Below are 16,655 nucleotides of genomic sequence, written 5' to 3'. Positions count from 1 at the left end.
CATGGGATTATTTGACCGCATAAAAAAAGCCTTTAGTGGTGAACAGAATGAAGAACCTGAAAAGCAAGAAGAAGTCGTTAAAGATCAATCAGCCTCCGAGAACGGCGATGAGGTAGAAACAGAGGAAGTAGTAGAAACATCAAGCAGTGAAGAATCCACTGTTGATACAGATGAGGAAGCGGAAGAAACGTCTGAGCAGACCGAGGAATCAATGGAGCTTCCACCGCAAGAAATGCCCACACAAGAATCAGAAGTAAAAGAAGAGCCCGTCGATTCAGCAATTGGCAGCGAAGAAGCACAGGTTGAACAGACAGAAATTGAATCCACACCTATAGAACCGAAAACAGAATCTGAAACGATAGAAGTTATAGCGTCAGAACCGGAAAACATAGTTCCTGCTGAACCTGAGCAACCGGAAGAAACCGTTCAAGAGAAATACGACAAAGGTCTAGAGAAGACTCGAAAATCATTTGGCGAACGAATGAATGAGTTATTTGCTCGTTTCCGCCGAGTGGATGAGGATTTCTTCGAAGATTTGGAAGAAACCTTGATCGGTGCCGATGTTGGTTTTGATACTGCTATCAAACTAACGGATTCATTGCGGCAAGAGGTTAAGCTGAAAAATGCTAAGAAACCGTCGCAAGTTCAAAATGTCATCATTGAGAAATTGGTCGATATTTATGAAGCGGAAGGCATCAACGAGAATAATGCAATTAATCTGCAAAACGACGGATTGAGTGTGATTCTATTCGTGGGTGTGAATGGGACTGGGAAAACTACCAGTATCGGAAAATTAGCGAACCAATACAAAAACGAAGGCAAGAAAGTCTTACTGGCTGCAGCGGATACGTTCCGTGCAGGTGCGATCGATCAATTAGTTGTTTGGGGACAGCGTTCAGGTGTTGAGGTTGTTCGCGGCAATGCCGGTGGTGATCCAGCAGCTGTAGTATTTGATGCCGTTGATAAAGCTAAGAATGAAAATTATGATATTCTGCTGATTGATACTGCAGGACGATTACAGAATAAAGTCAATTTAATGAACGAGCTGGAGAAAATCAAACGCGTCATTCAAAGAGAGTTTCCATCAGCTCCTCATGAAGTGTTACTGGTCGTAGACGCGACGACAGGACAAAATGCGCTAGTTCAAGCACGACAATTTAAAGAAACAACGGACGTTACTGGTTTGGTCTTGACGAAATTGGATGGCACAGCAAAGGGCGGTATTGTTTTGGCAATTCGTAATGAATTGCATTTGCCTGTTAAATTAGTAGGTCTAGGTGAAGGTTTAAATGATCTGGAAGCTTTTAACCCAAATGATTTCGCAGTCGGCCTGTTTAAAGGATTATTGCAAGAAGAGTAAAAAAAGAACTGTTGAGGTAGACTCAACAGTTCTTTTTACCATTTTTAAAGTATAGATGTTAGTTACAAATGATGATTAGCTGTTTAGCAAAATGAGTTAGTGCTTTTCTTGAAAGTAAGGTGGAACGTGTAGACTGACCTTGTTTTGCCGTGCATTCGCGTCCATTATCTTCTGGATATCGTCGCAATGAAATTGGTGTTGACGATGTGGGCGCAACATTACAAATTCTTTGGACTCATTCTTCTGACTTAGATGAGAGGGATCGTTTATCATTGGTTGATTTTTTTCCTGCATAAGCTAGGCCTCCATTCCTTTTAATAAAAAACGTAAAATGATTTTTTTAATTAATCTTTTTGTTATTATTATTTAATCATATTTTCATCTTAAATACTATCTCTTTTTCAAGCATTTCCGTTCTGTTTCTGGATATACTTCTATATAATGTAGCTGGGAGGGCTATGGACAAATGAATACAAAAAAAATGATGGCACAAGAAAAGGTTAAGCCTTTTTTACTGCAAGCGCGTTATGGAATCGAAAAGGAAAGTCAACGAGTGACTTTAGATGGGGATCTTGTAGAGACAGATCATCCGGCATCTGTAGGAAATCGGAGCTTTCATCCTTATATTCAAACGGATTTTTCTGAAACACAATTAGAGTTGATCACGCCAGTCACTGAGTCTGTTGACGAAGTATTGGCTTATTTAGAGGCGATCCATGATGTGGCGCAACGAAGCATGCCAAAAGACGAGATGATGTGGCCGTTCTCCATGCCGCCAGCACTTCCGGAAAATGAGGGAGATATTCAAATTGCAAAATTAGAGCGACATGCGGATGTTTTGTATCGTCGGTATCTAGCTCGTGAATACGGCAAGCGGAAGCAAATGGTAAGCGGAATCCATTTCAATTTTGAATATGGCTTAGATTTAATTCAGCAATTGCATTTAGTGTGCGAGGAAGAAGTTTCGACGGAGGACTTCAAGACTCGTTTATATATGAAGATCGCTCGTAATTTTTTGCGTTATCGCTGGCTGCTGACCTATTTATTTGGTGCAAGCCCACTAAGTGAAGCGCGCTATTTTGATGATGAAGACCGTCCGAAGGAACCTGTCCGTAGTATTCGCACCAGTCATTATGGGTATGTGAACAAGCCAGACGTTCAGGTCTCTTATGAAACCCTATCAAGGTATAGTGAAGATCTCGCTGAGAATGTCGCCTTAGGTCGTTTGTCGGAAGAAAAAGAATTTTACGCACCAATCCGCATGCGAGGCGGTAAAAAGGTTGCAGATTTATTTCATACGGGGATTCGCTATGTGGAGTTACGCAATATCGATTTAAATCCTTTTGATCGGGTCGGAATTGATGCAGCTGAGATTGAATTCATTCATTTGTTCATGCTATATTTACTATGGACAGACGAAAAATTACAAGCAGATGAATGGGTAGCTGAAGGCAATCGCATTAGTGATGCGGTTTCTTTAGAGCATCCTGTAAAAGCAACGGCCTATTTAACAGAAGGAAAAGCGATTTTTGCTGAAATGCTGCAAATGGTGGAAGAATTAGAAATAGAAGGTGCCGACCTGCTGAAGAATTATCAAGCTTGGCTAGATCATCCGGAAGAAACACTGGCTGCAAGAATATTGGCCTTGGATGAAGCAGAAGGGCAAGCGGCTGTAGCAACGGAATTGGGTCGCAAGTTTTATCAACAGGCTTGGGCACATCCGTATCAATTGGCCGGATTCCAAGAAATGGAACTATCGACACAGAATTTATTGTTCGATGCGATTCAAAAGGGTATCGAGACAGAAGTGCTGGATCGGCAGGATCAATTTGTGAAGCTGCAGCACGATGATCATCAGGAATTTGTCAAAAACGGCAATATGACTAGTAAAGACACCTACATTGCGCCATTATTGATGGCGAATAAAACAGTTACTAAAATCGTACTGGCTCGAGCAGGTTTCCGTGTGCCAGATGGTGAAACGTTTGGTTCGATGGATGACGCGAAGAAGGCCTATCCGCGATTTGCTCAAAAAGCGTTTGTCATTAAACCAAAATCAACAAATTATGGCTTAGGCATCACGATCTTTAAAGGTGAAACGTCAATAACCGATTTCAACGCAGGCTTGGCATTGGCTTTTGCAGAAGACGATGACATCATCATTGAAGAATTTCTGCCAGGAACAGAATACCGCTTCTTTGTGATCGACCATCAGGTAAAGGCCGTATTATTGCGAACACCGGCGAATGTCATTGGTGATGGTGAACGTTCAATCGAAGAATTAGTTGCTGAAAAGAATGATAATCCTTTACGAGGGATGAATCACCGGTCACCATTAGAGAAAATCCAATTGGGTGATTTGGAGCAATTGATGTTGAAAGAGCAAGGGTTGCGAATCGACAGCATTCCTGAAAAAGGTCAACAGGTCTTCTTGAGAGAAAATTCAAATGTATCCACCGGCGGAGACTCTATTGATGTTACGGATGATATTCATGAAAGCTATAAGCAGCTGGCGATTGATGCGGTAGAAGTACTAGGCGCCAGCATCAGCGGTATTGATTTGATCATCCCTGATAAGGACAAGCCCTATGAGACACACGAGGATTATGGAATTATCGAAGCGAATTTTAATCCGATGATGCACATGCATATCTATCCCTATGCTGGGAAGAGTCGGCGTTTAACACTGGATGTGCTACGTTTCTTATATCCTGAAATGACAATCTAAAAAAAATAAATCCACGCTGCATTGGCAACGTGGATTTATTTTGCATAATAGTTGTGAATGAATGTATCAATCGCTGACAATGAATCAGAAAATAAAACCAACTGCCGATCCTCCTTTGATAAAAAGGCTTGCTCCACCATCTGATCAAAAAATGCCTGCAACAGCTGATAGTAGTTTTTTACATCAAAGAAAATACAGGGATTATTATTCTGTCCAACTCGTGCCCACGAAAAGGCTTCACTGATTTCTTCGAGAGTTCCCACACCGCCTGGTAATGCCAGACAAACATCGCTATGCTGCATCAAGGCCTTTTTGCGTTCATCCAAGTCGTTAACAGTAATCATTTCTGTTAGTCCAGTGTGTATACGTTCGGTATCTTGTAAAAATTTTGGCATGATGCCAATCACTTTTCTATTCCCAGCCAAGACCATATCAGCTACTGCGCCCATTAAGCCTAGTCTACTGCCACCATAGATGAGCTCGTGATTATTTTCGACGATCCATTGTCCTAATTCCTTTGCGGCCGCTAGGTAGGCAGGATCTGCTCCAAGGTGAGCACCGCAGTATACAGCGATGCGCATATGATCGCCTCCTATTGGATTTAAGAATCCGTTTATTCGGGTGAAATTAGAGCTCTTCCAGCTCGATTGTTTGTTTTGTCTCTTCGACCGTCAGGCCAGTCTTTTCTTCCCACCAAGTTTTCATTTCTTTTTCGTAATTATCGGGGAAGCGATTGACGGTATCAATCAGGGGTTCGCCTTGGATCTTCGCGTGGGGAAAGTTCATAGCTAGATTGAATTTCAATTCCTTCAGCAGGCTGTAGTATTGGAACATCATATAATACATCTCTTCATCATCACCGCTAGCCAATACTAGCGCCGCGCGATCAAGCATGAAACCTAAACTTCGCATCATAAATAAGAAGCCTGGTAGTTCTTCTCTTTCGATATCATCAACTTCCTTTAAAATATCAATGTGCAGATCAAGCGCTTGCAATAAATCAGTTTGCAAATTGTGATAAGTAACCATTTAGATCCCCTCCTTTTTGTCTTCCAGAAAAAATAAATCTGTTTAATAAAACTTGTAAATAAACAGTTTGAATAATTTCTCTTATTTAAGTATAGCACAGACATAAAATTTCCAAATCAACATTTCAGCTTTTGACTCGCATTATTGTGGTGAGTTGTGTAAAGTAGACCAAGAAGGAGGCTGTGAGATGGGAAAATTAGCGGTGATCACAGATTTACATGCCGATATCAATCACCTTGGCGAGTCAGAGTTGACCGAGCTTTTTGAGCTGTTGCAGGAATATGGAGCAACCCGCTTACACTTTGCTGGTGATACGGCAAATAAGATCGACCAGACACTAGCGATTAATCATTTTTTTCGCTCACGTGGGCTGCCAACAACCTTTAATTTAGGAAATCATGAGATGGGAAATGTTAAAGGAGAGCAGATGATTGAGCATTATCCTGACAGCCATTTTCTGAATTTACGCTATGTACCGTTGAATCAGCAAACCGTATTATTAGGCTTTAATGGCTGGTACGATTATGGCTTTTCTGAGCTTAGGGATCCGCAGCAAATTCGTTCGATCAAGAATATTTATTGGTTCGATCGAATTATTGAACGCTTCTCTGATGATCAGACGGTGGATCAAGCCATCTTAAGCCAATTGCGCACTGTATTAGATGATTTGGAGCAAAAAAAATATCAAATTATCTTAGCAACGCATTTTGTGCCGAAGGAAGAATTTATCGTGCACCTCAACGGAAAATATCAGATTTGGAATAAATTGAACGCTTTTTTAGGTTCTCAGGGTTTAGGAGAATTATTGGATCAATATTCCAATATTCAGCAGGTCGTGTTTGGACATACTCATCGGCGCTTTACTGATCAAAAGATTCAAGGAACGACCTATAGCTGTCGGCCATTAGGGTATTATTATGAATGGGGAATCACACGGGATTTCGTTTTGGACAATCAATTAGCAGAAGTCTTTATTCCCATGAAAATGCGGAGCCTATTGAATAAGTATCAAGCGGAATTTGCCGCTTATAAAGAGGCCCACTTAATCGAAGAATTTCGAAAAGCAGTGACGTTGATTGCTTATTGATTTTGTATTAATTGGAAGGATTTTTTTATGGAAACAATGAAACGTTTTTTTAGACAATTTACTCAGACGACACCATTCGTATTAGCCAATACGATGATTGTTATACCTTATTTACTTTTTATGCATCTCATCAATTCACAATCATCTGTTACGGTATTACCGTTTGTTTTATTTTATACTTTTCGAGTAACTGGTATTTTTTTGATTCGAGGATTATACCGTTCAATTGATCAATATACGTTATTGATGGTGTCGCTCTTGATTGGTGGGATTGGCTCATTTCTAACATTGATTGGTGCATTACATTTTACTTTCTATTTATTTGGCAGTATCTTTTTAGGACTTAGTGCGGCATGGTTGCCTCCAGCGAACACGAGTGTCACTTATTTTGAAAAGTCTAAAGACTTTCAAACGATGAGTAGTCGTCGCTACTTGGCAGCGCTGATCGTCTTAGCACCATTATTTTTAGGAACCACACTTTCGTTGCCACTTCAAGCGGTGATTGTACCGAGTATTGTTACGTTTTATTTTGTTTGTGCCTATCATACTGTAAAGCACTATCCGCATTATGAAATGGATTTTAAGGAGTTAACAAAACAGTTTTTTTCTGTTTCAGAATTAATTTGGTTCATTGCGTTTTTTGCAGCACTCTTTTTACTGCGCAGCGGTCGTTTGCTATTCAATGAATCAATGTTGGATTATGCGATTATCTTATTCGCGGGTATTTTTATGATAGCTATTGTTGTGGTTAATCAATCAAAGGATCGATGGAAACTTCCACTTTGGCAAAATGCATTGACGTTTCTTAATGGGATGCTGGGCAATTTTATTTTCCTCTTCGGAGCTTTTTATGTTGCTGTGTATAAAGGTGCCGCAGCACAAGGAACGTATTTGTTTTTACCATATTTGCTAGGGGTAATCAGTTCACTGGTTTTGGCGGCCAAAGTACGCCGCTATTTCAAAAATGACTTGCTTGTCCAACTTATAGGTCTAGCTGTAGGGCTAGTATTGTTGAGTGTCCGTTTTGTATTTCCGATCGCGATTTTTGTCTTGACCTTTTTTCAAAAGGGTACAAGTGCGTGGTTAAATCGCTTATATTATCAAACGGAAACAATCGAACCGCAGCAACGCCTTACTACGAAGTATTCAACATCAAATAAGGGGAGTATCACTCACCAGTTCATCTTAATGTTCTTGTTACTGTTCACGCTACAATTAAAAAAGCTGCCAACCAAAGATATTTTTTTACTGCGTAGCTTGCACACACCGGAGATCCTTGCAACAATGGATATAGTGAAATTTGCTTCGATCATTCTTTTATTGATTGGTCTTTGCTGGATTGGAAGGGTTGGAAAATATGCGTTTGATCATTGATGGCGACGGTTCGCCAGTGAAAGATACGACGATCGCCGTTGCAAAAAAATTTGGATTACCAGTAGTAATCGTAACGAGTATCGATCATTACTCGAAAAAAGAATACCCCGATTTCGTGGAGTTCATCTATGTTGATCGCGGGGCGGATTCTGCTGATTTTAAAATCGTTTCGGTTATTCAGCCGGAAGATATTTTGATTACCCAAGATTACGGGTTGGCTTCTTTGACGTTGGCAAAAGCAGCCCATGTTTTACATCAGACAGGGGTGGAATATACGCAGATGAATATTGACGCTTTGCTGACGCAACGATTTATTGGTAGTAAAATGCGTCAGGCAAAACAACGGACAAAAGGACCAAAACCTTTTACAAATGAGGATCGCGAGCATTTTAGAAGCGTTCTAGAAAGCTTGGTTCAACAGTCTTTGATGTAATCTAAATGATAAGCATTGTAATAATTGTAAAATTTCTTTTTGGGGATTTTGATTTTTGTGCTAAAATGTTAGGGATCAGAAAGTAATGGAGGATACTCAGGTGAAAATAATTTTACTTTATGGTGGGAAAAGTCCAGAACACGATGTCGCTATTTTGTCGGCTTTTTCAGTTATTTCTGCGGTTTATTTTGACTATTATCAAGTACAGCTTATTTATATTGATAAAACCGGCCAATGGGTCAAAGGACCATTGTTGACGGAAGCGCCAGAAACAGATGAAACATTGCGTTTGACGTGGGATCCAACTGGAAATGAAGTTGAGGGGTTCAGCGGCAAAGTTATCGCACCTGGCGATATCAAAGAAGAGAATGCGATCGTTTTCCCAGTTCTGCATGGGCCGAATGGTGAGGATGGCACAATTCAAGGGTTCTTAGAAACATTGGATATGCCTTACGTTGGAGCTGGTGTAATGACAAGTGCTTGTGCAATGGACAAGATCATGACCAAATACATTTTGCAGGCAGCCGGCATTCCGCAGGTTCCTTATGTTCCAGTCTTAAAAAACCAATGGAAAGAAAATCCAAAACAAATCTTTGATAAATGTGAAGGGACGTTATTGTACCCAATGTTTGTCAAACCAGCGAATATGGGATCCAGTGTAGGAATTTCACGTGCTGAAAATCGTGAAGAACTGCAAAATGCATTGCAAGAAGCCTATCGCTATGATTCAAGAGCTTTAGTTGAGCAAGGTATTGATGCGCGTGAGATTGAAGTAGCAGTTTTAGGCAATGATGATGTGCGGACAACTTTACCCGGCGAAGTCGTGAAAGAAGAAGCCTTTTATGATTACGATGCTAAATACATCAATAACACGATCCAAATGGCAATTCCAGCGGATGTGCCGGAAGACGTGATGCAAAAAGCCCGCGATTTCGCAAAATCAGCCTATACGATGTTAGGCGGATCAGGACTGAGTCGGTGCGACTTTTTCTTGACCAATAAAAACGAATTATTCTTGAATGAGTTGAATACGATGCCCGGTTTTACTGAATTCAGTATGTACCCATTGTTATGGGAAAACATGGGCTTGAAATATAGCGATTTGATTGAAGAATTGATTCAACTAGGAATTAAGCGCTATGAGCAACAAGCGCGTTTTGAATAATCAAGCAGCTGTTTAGTCACAAGCAGGACTTGAGACATGATTCTGGATGAATGATGTCTCAAGTTCCTTTTAACGTCCGGCTTAACGTGCCCGATTCAGTATTCAAAAAATGAATGGGTTTGCGAAGCCTTTGCAAAAGTCAGAAACCAAAATTTGGGAGGAACACCATGAATTTTACAACGACAATCATCAGCAGGGCCGTTCAAGGTGAAGTATTGGCGGAAAATGAGGTGACCGTTACTGGTGTCGAATTCGATTCACGAAAAATTGAAGCCGGCGATTTGTTTGTTCCGCTTCAGGGAACGAATGATGGCCATGAGTTTGTAGCAAAAGCAATTGAAAATGGAGCAGCAGCAACGTTATGGAGCCGTGATCCAGCTACAGCGCCTGAAGGTATTGCAGTGATTTTAGTGAAGGATACCTTGTTAGCTTTTCAAGCATTATCAAGCTACTATTTACTGGAAGAAAATCCTGATGTAATCGCGATTACAGGTTCGAATGGTAAAACAACGACAAAAGATATGACTGAATCGGTCCTTAGCCAAAAGTTTCGGACATATAAAACACAAGGGAATTACAACAATGATATTGGCTTGCCTTATACGATCTTACATATGCCAGAAGGAACCGAAAAACTGATTTTGGAGATGGGCATGGATCATGCTGGGGAAATCAGTGTGTTATCTGAACTGGCTGAACCAGATGTAGCGGCAATCACAATTATTGGCGAGGCCCACATCGAAAACTTAGGGTCACGAGAAAAAATCGCTGATGCGAAAATGGAGATCATGACAGGCTTAGCCACGGATGGTCTGCTGGTGATTCCGGCGAACGAGCCGTTACTGGAAGACCGGATAACTTCATTGTCTCAAACGGTTCAAACAGTCGGCATTCAAGCAGGTGAACTGGCCGCTACGATCTTGAATGAGAGTAAAGGCGCAACGGTTTTCTCTGTTGATGACAATGGCTATCAAATTCCATTACCAGGAAGCTACAATGTACAAAATGCATTAATCGCCATGGCGATCGGTCGCTGGTTTGGGTTAAATAATGACGAGATTTTCCAAGGCTTGGCGTATGTCCAAGTAACGCAAAATCGTACGCAATGGTTGAAAGCAAGTAATGGAGCAGACATTTTAAGCGATGTCTATAATGCCAATCCAACAGCGATGGGCTTAGTATTGGATACCTTTGCGAAATTACCAACAAACGGTCGTCGTTTAGCCGTTTTAGCAGATATGCTGGAACTAGGTGATGATTCCTTTTCCTTGCATACAAGCATGGTAGAGCATATTAATGATCAGGATTTTCATGAGATCTTTTTATATGGAGATGAAATGAAGGGTCTAAAGGTAGCGTTAGCTGATCGTTATCCAACATTAGCGGTACATTACTTTGGCAAAGAGGATAAACAGCAAATGTTAGAAGACATCAAAAAGAGTTTGCAAGCTGATGACAGTATTGTTTTGAAAGGCAGTAATGGGATGGGCTTGTCCGAAGTCGTTGAAGCATTGCAGAAGTAATGAAAACTTGCAGAAAACGAAATGTTGTGCTAAAATTAGCCATTGCCGAGAAATTGAAGTAATGATTGAACGAGTCATCTAATAAATTAAAGATTCGCTAGCGGGAGATTCGCTGGCTTACCAATTATTTTGAGAAGCGGTTGGGGCATTTTTCAGTTGAATGATGTCTCAGCCCCTTTTTGTGAGAGATGATCCTTCCGCCTGACTTCGCGGAGCGGTTTTTCGGTAGTATCGCTAAGGACGGCAACTAAAGGGACAGTTGCAGACCAAACGCAGATACCAAACCATACGCTCTAAATGATAAGGTCAACAGACATTAGGAGGATATCATTTGAAATTCAAAGAACTAAAATTAGCACCAGAACTACTAATCGCAATCGAACGCTCAGGTTTTGAAGAAGCAACACCGATTCAAGAACAAACGATTCCATTAGCTTTAGATGGAAAAGACGTGATTGGACAAGCACAAACAGGTACAGGTAAAACGGCTGCTTTTGGCTTACCGATGTTGAACAAGATCGACACAACGAAAAATGTTTTACAAGGTCTTGTCATCGCACCAACACGTGAGCTTGCGATTCAAACACAAGAAGAACTATTTCGCTTAGGCCGCGATAAAAAAATTCGCGTACAAGCTGTTTATGGCGGAGCAGATATTGGTCGTCAAATCCGTGGCTTGAAGGATCGTCCGCATATCGTTGTCGGAACACCAGGCCGGATGTTGGATCATATTAATCGTCACACCCTGAAATTAGAAACCGTAGAAACATTAGTCTTGGATGAAGCGGACGAAATGTTGAACATGGGCTTCTTAGAAGATATCGAAAAAATTATCAGTAAAGTCCCTGCAGAACGCCAAACATTGTTGTTCTCAGCAACAATGCCTGATGCAATTAAAAAAATCGGCGTGAAGTTTATGAAACAACCAGAACATGTGAAGATCAAAGCCAAAGAAATGACGGCTGATTTGATCGATCAATATTATGTTCGGGCAAAAGATTACGAAAAATTCGATGTTATGACGCGCTTGTTTGATGTTCAAACACCAGATTTGGCGATCGTTTTTGGTCGGACAAAACGTCGTGTTGACGAATTGGCTCGCGGCCTAGAAGCTCGCGGTTATAAAGCTGAGGGAATCCACGGTGATTTATCGCAGCAAAAACGGATGAGCGTTTTACGTTCATTCAAACGTGGGGATTTGGATATTTTAGTAGCGACCGACGTTGCTGCCCGCGGTTTGGATATCTCAGGTGTTACGCATGTGTACAACTACGATATTCCACAAGATCCAGAAAGCTACGTTCACCGTATCGGCCGTACAGGTCGTGCTGGTAAGGGTGGTATGTCTGTAACGTTTGTTACACCAAACGAAATGGGCTACTTGCACGTGATCGAAAACTTGACGAAAAAACGCATGAACCCAATGCGTCCACCAACCGAAAAAGAAGCCTTTAAAGGTCAACTAGGTGCTGCAATGGAACAAATCCAAAATCAAATGGAGGAAGATTCCGACAGCCTAGAAAAATACAACGAATCAGCAAAAGAATTATTAGCTGCTTATTCACCAGAGGAACTGGCTGCTTTATTATTGAAGACGACAGCAAAAGATCCTGCTGATGCGGTTCCTGTGAAAATTACACCTGAACGCCCATTGCCTTCAAATAAAAAAGGCGGCTTCAATCGTGGCGGTAAACGCGGCGGTGGAAATAACCGTGGCGGCGGACGTGGAAAAGACAACTATCGCAAAGACCGCGGTGGTGACCGTGACCGTAATAAAAATAAAAATTATGGCGGCAACAAATCACGCAGCAACAATAAAAATACGAATCGCAGCAATGATAAGAAACGCGGATTCGTTATTCGCACTAGCTCAAACGATTAGTTTTTCAGAACTATCAAAGCCATCGATCTTTTTGATTGATGGCTTTTTTCTTGTTATGAAGGACTTTTCATGGATTATTAAAAAAAAATCGTAGCATTTAAAGAAGTCTTTGGTAAAATAAAGATGTTACTTGAAAGGGTTGAGAGCATGATCAAAGGAATCGGGATCGATGCGACTGAGCTTGAACGGGTCGCAAAAATCATTGAACGCCGGCCGCATTTTGTGGAACGGATATTAACTCCAGCGGAACAGACCCTTTTTGCTAGCCATTCTCCGCATCGTCAGGTAGAATTTCTAGCAGGACGGTATGCATGCAAAGAAGCTTTTTCTAAAGCTTGGGGAACAGGCATTGGAAAAGTCAGTTTTCAAGATTTAGAAATATTACGCGATGATAATGGTGCACCCGCCTTTACAAAATCACCTCATCAGGGAAAGGTGTTTGTCAGCTTGACCCATACAGAGGAGCTAGCAATCGCACAAGTATTGCTGGAGGAATAGAAAGAAGGAACACTTAGTTTATGGTTGTAACGTATCATCGACCAACGAGAGCTATTATACATAGAAACGCATTGAGAGAGAATATTAAAAATGAAATTGATCGATTACCTAAAGGGGTAGAATTATTCGCAGTCGTGAAGGCAGATGGCTACGGACATGGAGCGGTAGCTACCGCGCAAATGGCCTTATCTGTTGGGGCAACCGGATTTTGTGTGGCGACGCTAGATGAAGCGATGGAATTACGGGAAGCCGGGATTACTGAACCCATCTTAGTGTTGAGTGTCGTCTTTCCAAGTTATTTGTCATTAGTGATTGATTATGACTTATCAATCACCGTAGCAACAAAGGAATGGTTACTTGAAGCACAAGATGTACTAAGAGATTTAGAGGAGACAACAGCTCCAATAAAAATTCATATCAAAGCAGATACAGGAATGGGACGGCTGGGTTTTTTAACATCAGAAGAAGTTAAAGAGGCGGCTGCGATTATTGAAGCCTCTCCTAATATGGTTTGGGAAGGGTTGTTTACTCATTTTGCGACAGCGGATGAAAAGGATACAGACTATTGGAATAAGCAAGCGGAGCGCTTTAACCATGTAATCGAAGCATTAGACCATCTTCCTCGCTACGTGCATTCAAGCAACAGTGCGACTGCTCTGTGGCATGATCAAGAGATGCCTGGGAATATGATTCGTTACGGCGTTGGGATGTATGGATTGAATCCGTCAGGCCATGAGTTACCTGAATCCTATCCGTTGAAGCCAGCGATGGAATTAGTATCTGAGTTGATTCAGGTGAAGGAATTAGCTGCTGGAGAGGGCGTCGGTTATGGGAAAACCTATGACACACCTGCAAAAGAATGGATCGGGACCGTTCCAATCGGATATGCAGATGGTTGGCTGCGGAAAATGCAGGGCTTTTCGTTGTTAGTAGAGGGCGAGTTTTGTGAGATTGTCGGCCGCGTTTGTATGGATCAATTAATGATCCGGCTGCCGCGTGATTTTAAGGTTGGAACAAAAGTCACATTGATCGGTAAAAATAATGGTCAAGAGATCACGATGCAGGATGTAGCGGATCACTTAGGGACAATTCATTATGAAGTTTGTTGTATGCTTTCGGAACGTGTACCAAGAATATATCAAGAGTAACTGTAGAAAAAAAATTTCTGAAGCTCGGGAGGGAAATTATGGTTAAGCGTGGTGATATCTATTTCGCAGATTTATCGCCAGTTATTGGTTCTGAACAGGGAGGCATTCGGCCGGTGTTGGTAATTCAAAATAATTTGGGCAATCATTTCAGTCCAACGATCATCATTGCAGCGATCACGGCGAAAATGGCGAAGCCTAAATTACCAACACATATTGGGATCAAATCGAATGGTACCGGGATTGAACGGGATTCGGTGATCCTGTTAGAACAGATTCGGACGATCGACAAATCTCGTTTAAAGGAAAAGGTTTGTCATTTAGATCGTTGTCTGATGGCAGAAGTTGACGCAGCTTTGCGCATTAGTGTCGGCATTGAAACGATGGCTGCAGTCACATCGAATCTTACATAAAGTTATATTTTGTTGGGTTAACCAAGCTGTGATGTGTTGCTATGCTTTTTAAATGGCTGATTACACTGCATTTTTTGAATTTTTTAATAGTAATGCTAAAATTTGGGTTTAGATTCTTAATTCTGCAATTTATCTTAATTTATCAAGAGATACAACGATTCGTTGTGTCTCTTTTTTTGCGGTTCAACGATTTGTCTATCAATGATTTGTAGTAAACCGGAAGTTTCTCATTGTATACTAGGGATAAAGAAAGAAGAGACGAGGGAGTAGGATGGTTGAAATCGGAGAACAGCTTAGGTATTTTCGCCAAAAGAAAAAAATGAGTCAGAAGCAGCTTGCAGAGCTTTTACACGTTACACCGCAAACCATTTCTAAGTGGGAATTAAATAAGAGTGCACCAGATTATGACCAGCTGATTATTCTTAGCAAAATTTATCGAAAAAGTATTGATGCGCTTTTAGGACAGGCGAAGCCTAGTTTTTTAGATTATTTAGCTGATTCACAGAATGTTAGAGATAAAATCGCCTTTTATGGAATGCGTGTCACTGAAGGGAGGGAAAATCATGGAGAGGATTCGCAAAATCAATAAACTGCTTTTGATTACCTATAATTTAGGTGGTATCTGCTTGATGATGATTGGTGGAATGGTCGGGGTTCCCGGTCCTCCCGGTTATGTTCCGATGGGGATAAAGGTCGCTACGGGAATTGTTTTTGGAACCATGATTATCGCGCATATTATTCGCTACATTTTAGAAAAAAGAATGGAAAAAACAGGCTGACATATAAAAATCAGCCTGTTTTTCTTATGCTTGTGCAAAGACGATGAGATTGACTGTGTCAGTGATACAAGTTTGTAAAGTAATGCGTTCACCACCGCCTGCTGATGTGATTTGATCCCAGTTGTCTTGACCAGAATGAATGTCTCGACCGCTGTCGTCCACTTGGATGATCCCGTTGACTATGTATGTCGTGGCGTTACCTGCGCTATCTGTAACTGTAATCGGACTTCCAGCTCCAAGGGAAAGAATTGGGGAAAAGACGCCTGGATTATGACCGATAAAGTGAGTGTTTTGATTGTCTGTGCCAGACTGTGTCGGATTGCCGCCCCAAGTCGCTGCAACGGAACCTCCGTTGATGATTCCTTGTCCACTGCCTTGCCCGGCATTTTGATAAGGGATGGATGTTCCTAAAAGTGCAATTTGATTTGGTTGCTGTACGGATTTTTGTTGAGGAGGGGTCTCAGTTGTTGGCTTTGCAGCTTCAGGTGTTTCTTGTTGTATTTCTTGTGCAGCTTCGACAGGTTCTTGTTGAGGGGGAGCTTCCTGAGCTTTCTCTGTAGATTGTGGTGTTTCTATTGGAACGTTTGCTGCTGGAGCTTGAGAGGCCGAGCTTTTGGTTGATTCTGGTGTCTTTTCTTTTGAAGAGGAGGCGGGTGCTTGACTCGGAGGAGCTTCCTTTTCAACCTCCGCCTTTTGAGCAGCTTTTTCTTCTTCAATGACAATCAAAACGGTTCTTTTGTCGTAATCCTGTTTATTTTTTGCAGTTAGGATCAAGGCGTAGCGCCCAGGCTTGCTTGTGTTGATATTCGTGTAATTTAGTTGGACAGGACGGTGGTCATCACCAACTGCTTTGTAATACTGGTTGGGATTGAATGAGTCGTTAACGTTGATCGTAACTTTGTCTTCGCCATAAATCCTCACTTGACTTTCATGCGTTTCTTTCTTGGATTGAGACTGAGCATCAGAGATTGTAGAAAAAATGATCAGACTAGCTAGAAAGAAAAGACATACAATAACATCTGAAAAAATGAATCGCCTTCTCATCAATGAGTTCATGGAAAACACCCCTTTTCCTGATTTGCTTAAATGATAAAGCATGAATGAATAATAAGAAATAAAAATAACGTAATATTTAGATTTGATTGTTATTTGTGGATTTGGGTCAAATAAATATCAGTATTTCCCCACTTTTTAAGGGTTATTTTATGATATAATGACCAAAGAATGTTATAATCCAAA

At 41.2% G+C, this 16,655-nt stretch carries 16 protein-coding genes; 13 read left to right on the top strand and 3 right to left on the bottom strand.

Features of this window, described 5'->3' with window-relative positions; all coding sequences use genetic code 11:
- Nucleotide 1: 1 nt before the first annotated feature.
- Together ftsY and gshAB are read left to right on the top strand one after the other, a co-directional pair.
- A complete protein-coding gene (ftsY, locus tag KQI58_RS02140) occupies nt 2–1,360 on the top strand; it encodes a signal recognition particle-docking protein FtsY (RefSeq protein WP_216406082.1) in 1,359 nt (452 codons plus the stop codon).
- Nucleotides 1,361–1,826: 466 nt separating this feature from the next.
- Nucleotides 1,827–4,088: a bifunctional glutamate--cysteine ligase GshA/glutathione synthetase GshB gene (gshAB, locus tag KQI58_RS02135; RefSeq protein WP_216406079.1), complete on the top strand. Its 2,262-nt coding sequence runs from the start codon at nt 1,827–1,829 to the stop codon at nt 4,086–4,088.
- 35 nt (nt 4,089–4,123) lie between these two features.
- On the opposite strand, the gene KQI58_RS02130 is transcribed toward gshAB, so the two are convergent.
- Both KQI58_RS02130 and KQI58_RS02125 read right to left on the bottom strand, forming a co-directional pair.
- Nucleotides 4,124–4,669, bottom strand: coding sequence for a TIGR00730 family Rossman fold protein (locus KQI58_RS02130; protein WP_049221846.1), 546 nt, complete (start codon nt 4,667–4,669; stop codon nt 4,124–4,126).
- 46 nt (nt 4,670–4,715) lie between these two features.
- Complete coding sequence (locus KQI58_RS02125) at nt 4,716–5,117, bottom strand: hypothetical protein (RefSeq protein WP_049221845.1); 402 nt, start codon at nt 5,115–5,117, stop codon at nt 4,716–4,718.
- 187 nt (nt 5,118–5,304) lie between these two features.
- Here KQI58_RS02125 and KQI58_RS02120 point away from each other — a divergent pair, with 187 nt between their 5' ends.
- The 11 genes from KQI58_RS02120 (at nt 5,305) to KQI58_RS02070 (ending at nt 15,416) form a co-directional block, all read left to right on the top strand.
- Nucleotides 5,305–6,204 (top strand): metallophosphoesterase, encoded by a 900-nt coding sequence (locus tag KQI58_RS02120; protein ID WP_216406078.1) that lies wholly within the window; start codon nt 5,305–5,307, stop codon nt 6,202–6,204.
- Between the two features lie 27 nt (nt 6,205–6,231).
- A complete protein-coding gene (locus tag KQI58_RS02115) occupies nt 6,232–7,578 on the top strand; it encodes a hypothetical protein (RefSeq protein WP_216406076.1) in 1,347 nt (448 codons plus the stop codon).
- Nucleotides 7,562–8,011 (top strand): YaiI/YqxD family protein, encoded by a 450-nt coding sequence (locus KQI58_RS02110; protein WP_216406074.1) that lies wholly within the window; start codon nt 7,562–7,564, stop codon nt 8,009–8,011. The genes KQI58_RS02115 and KQI58_RS02110 overlap by 17 nt, the downstream gene beginning before the upstream one ends.
- A 100-nt stretch (nt 8,012–8,111) precedes the next feature.
- Nucleotides 8,112–9,176 (top strand): D-alanine--D-alanine ligase, encoded by a 1,065-nt coding sequence (locus KQI58_RS02105; protein WP_216406072.1) that lies wholly within the window; start codon nt 8,112–8,114, stop codon nt 9,174–9,176.
- Between the two features lie 167 nt (nt 9,177–9,343).
- The gene (locus tag KQI58_RS02100) at nt 9,344–10,699 is read left to right on the top strand and encodes a UDP-N-acetylmuramoyl-tripeptide--D-alanyl-D-alanine ligase (protein ID WP_216406070.1); all 1,356 of its coding nucleotides are present in this window, start codon (nt 9,344–9,346) and stop codon (nt 10,697–10,699) included.
- 331 nt (nt 10,700–11,030) lie between these two features.
- The gene (gene cshA / locus KQI58_RS02095; RefSeq protein ID WP_216406068.1) at nt 11,031–12,581 is read left to right on the top strand and encodes a degradosome RNA helicase CshA; all 1,551 of its coding nucleotides are present in this window, start codon (nt 11,031–11,033) and stop codon (nt 12,579–12,581) included.
- A 147-nt stretch (nt 12,582–12,728) separates the two neighbouring features.
- Nucleotides 12,729–13,079, top strand: a complete 351-nt coding sequence (gene acpS / locus KQI58_RS02090) for a holo-ACP synthase (protein ID WP_016179518.1) — start codon at nt 12,729–12,731, stop codon at nt 13,077–13,079.
- A 20-nt stretch (nt 13,080–13,099) separates the two neighbouring features.
- A complete protein-coding gene (gene alr / locus KQI58_RS02085) occupies nt 13,100–14,227 on the top strand; it encodes an alanine racemase (protein ID WP_216406066.1) in 1,128 nt (375 codons plus the stop codon).
- A gap of 38 nt (nt 14,228–14,265) precedes the next feature.
- Nucleotides 14,266–14,637 (top strand): type II toxin-antitoxin system PemK/MazF family toxin, encoded by a 372-nt coding sequence (locus KQI58_RS02080; protein WP_216406064.1) that lies wholly within the window; start codon nt 14,266–14,268, stop codon nt 14,635–14,637.
- 271 nt (nt 14,638–14,908) lie between these two features.
- The gene (locus KQI58_RS02075; RefSeq protein ID WP_216406062.1) at nt 14,909–15,226 is read left to right on the top strand and encodes a helix-turn-helix domain-containing protein; all 318 of its coding nucleotides are present in this window, start codon (nt 14,909–14,911) and stop codon (nt 15,224–15,226) included.
- Nucleotides 15,201–15,416 (top strand): hypothetical protein, encoded by a 216-nt coding sequence (locus tag KQI58_RS02070; RefSeq protein ID WP_216406060.1) that lies wholly within the window; start codon nt 15,201–15,203, stop codon nt 15,414–15,416. Before KQI58_RS02075 ends, KQI58_RS02070 begins: the two co-directional genes overlap by 26 nt.
- A gap of 24 nt (nt 15,417–15,440) precedes the next feature.
- Here the strand turns inward: KQI58_RS02070 and KQI58_RS02065 are convergent, their stop codons facing one another.
- Entirely contained in the window at nt 15,441–16,472 is a 1,032-nt protein-coding gene (locus KQI58_RS02065) for a class F sortase (protein WP_216406058.1), read from the bottom strand.
- Nucleotides 16,473–16,655: the final 183 nt, after the last annotated feature.

The sequence above is a fragment of the Enterococcus raffinosus genome (assembly GCF_018917525.1).
Taxonomy (GTDB): Bacteria; Bacillota; Bacilli; order Lactobacillales; family Enterococcaceae; genus Enterococcus_A; species Enterococcus_A raffinosus_A.
Note: the sequence above shows the minus strand (reverse complement) of the source record. Positions and strands in the feature narration are given on the sequence as shown.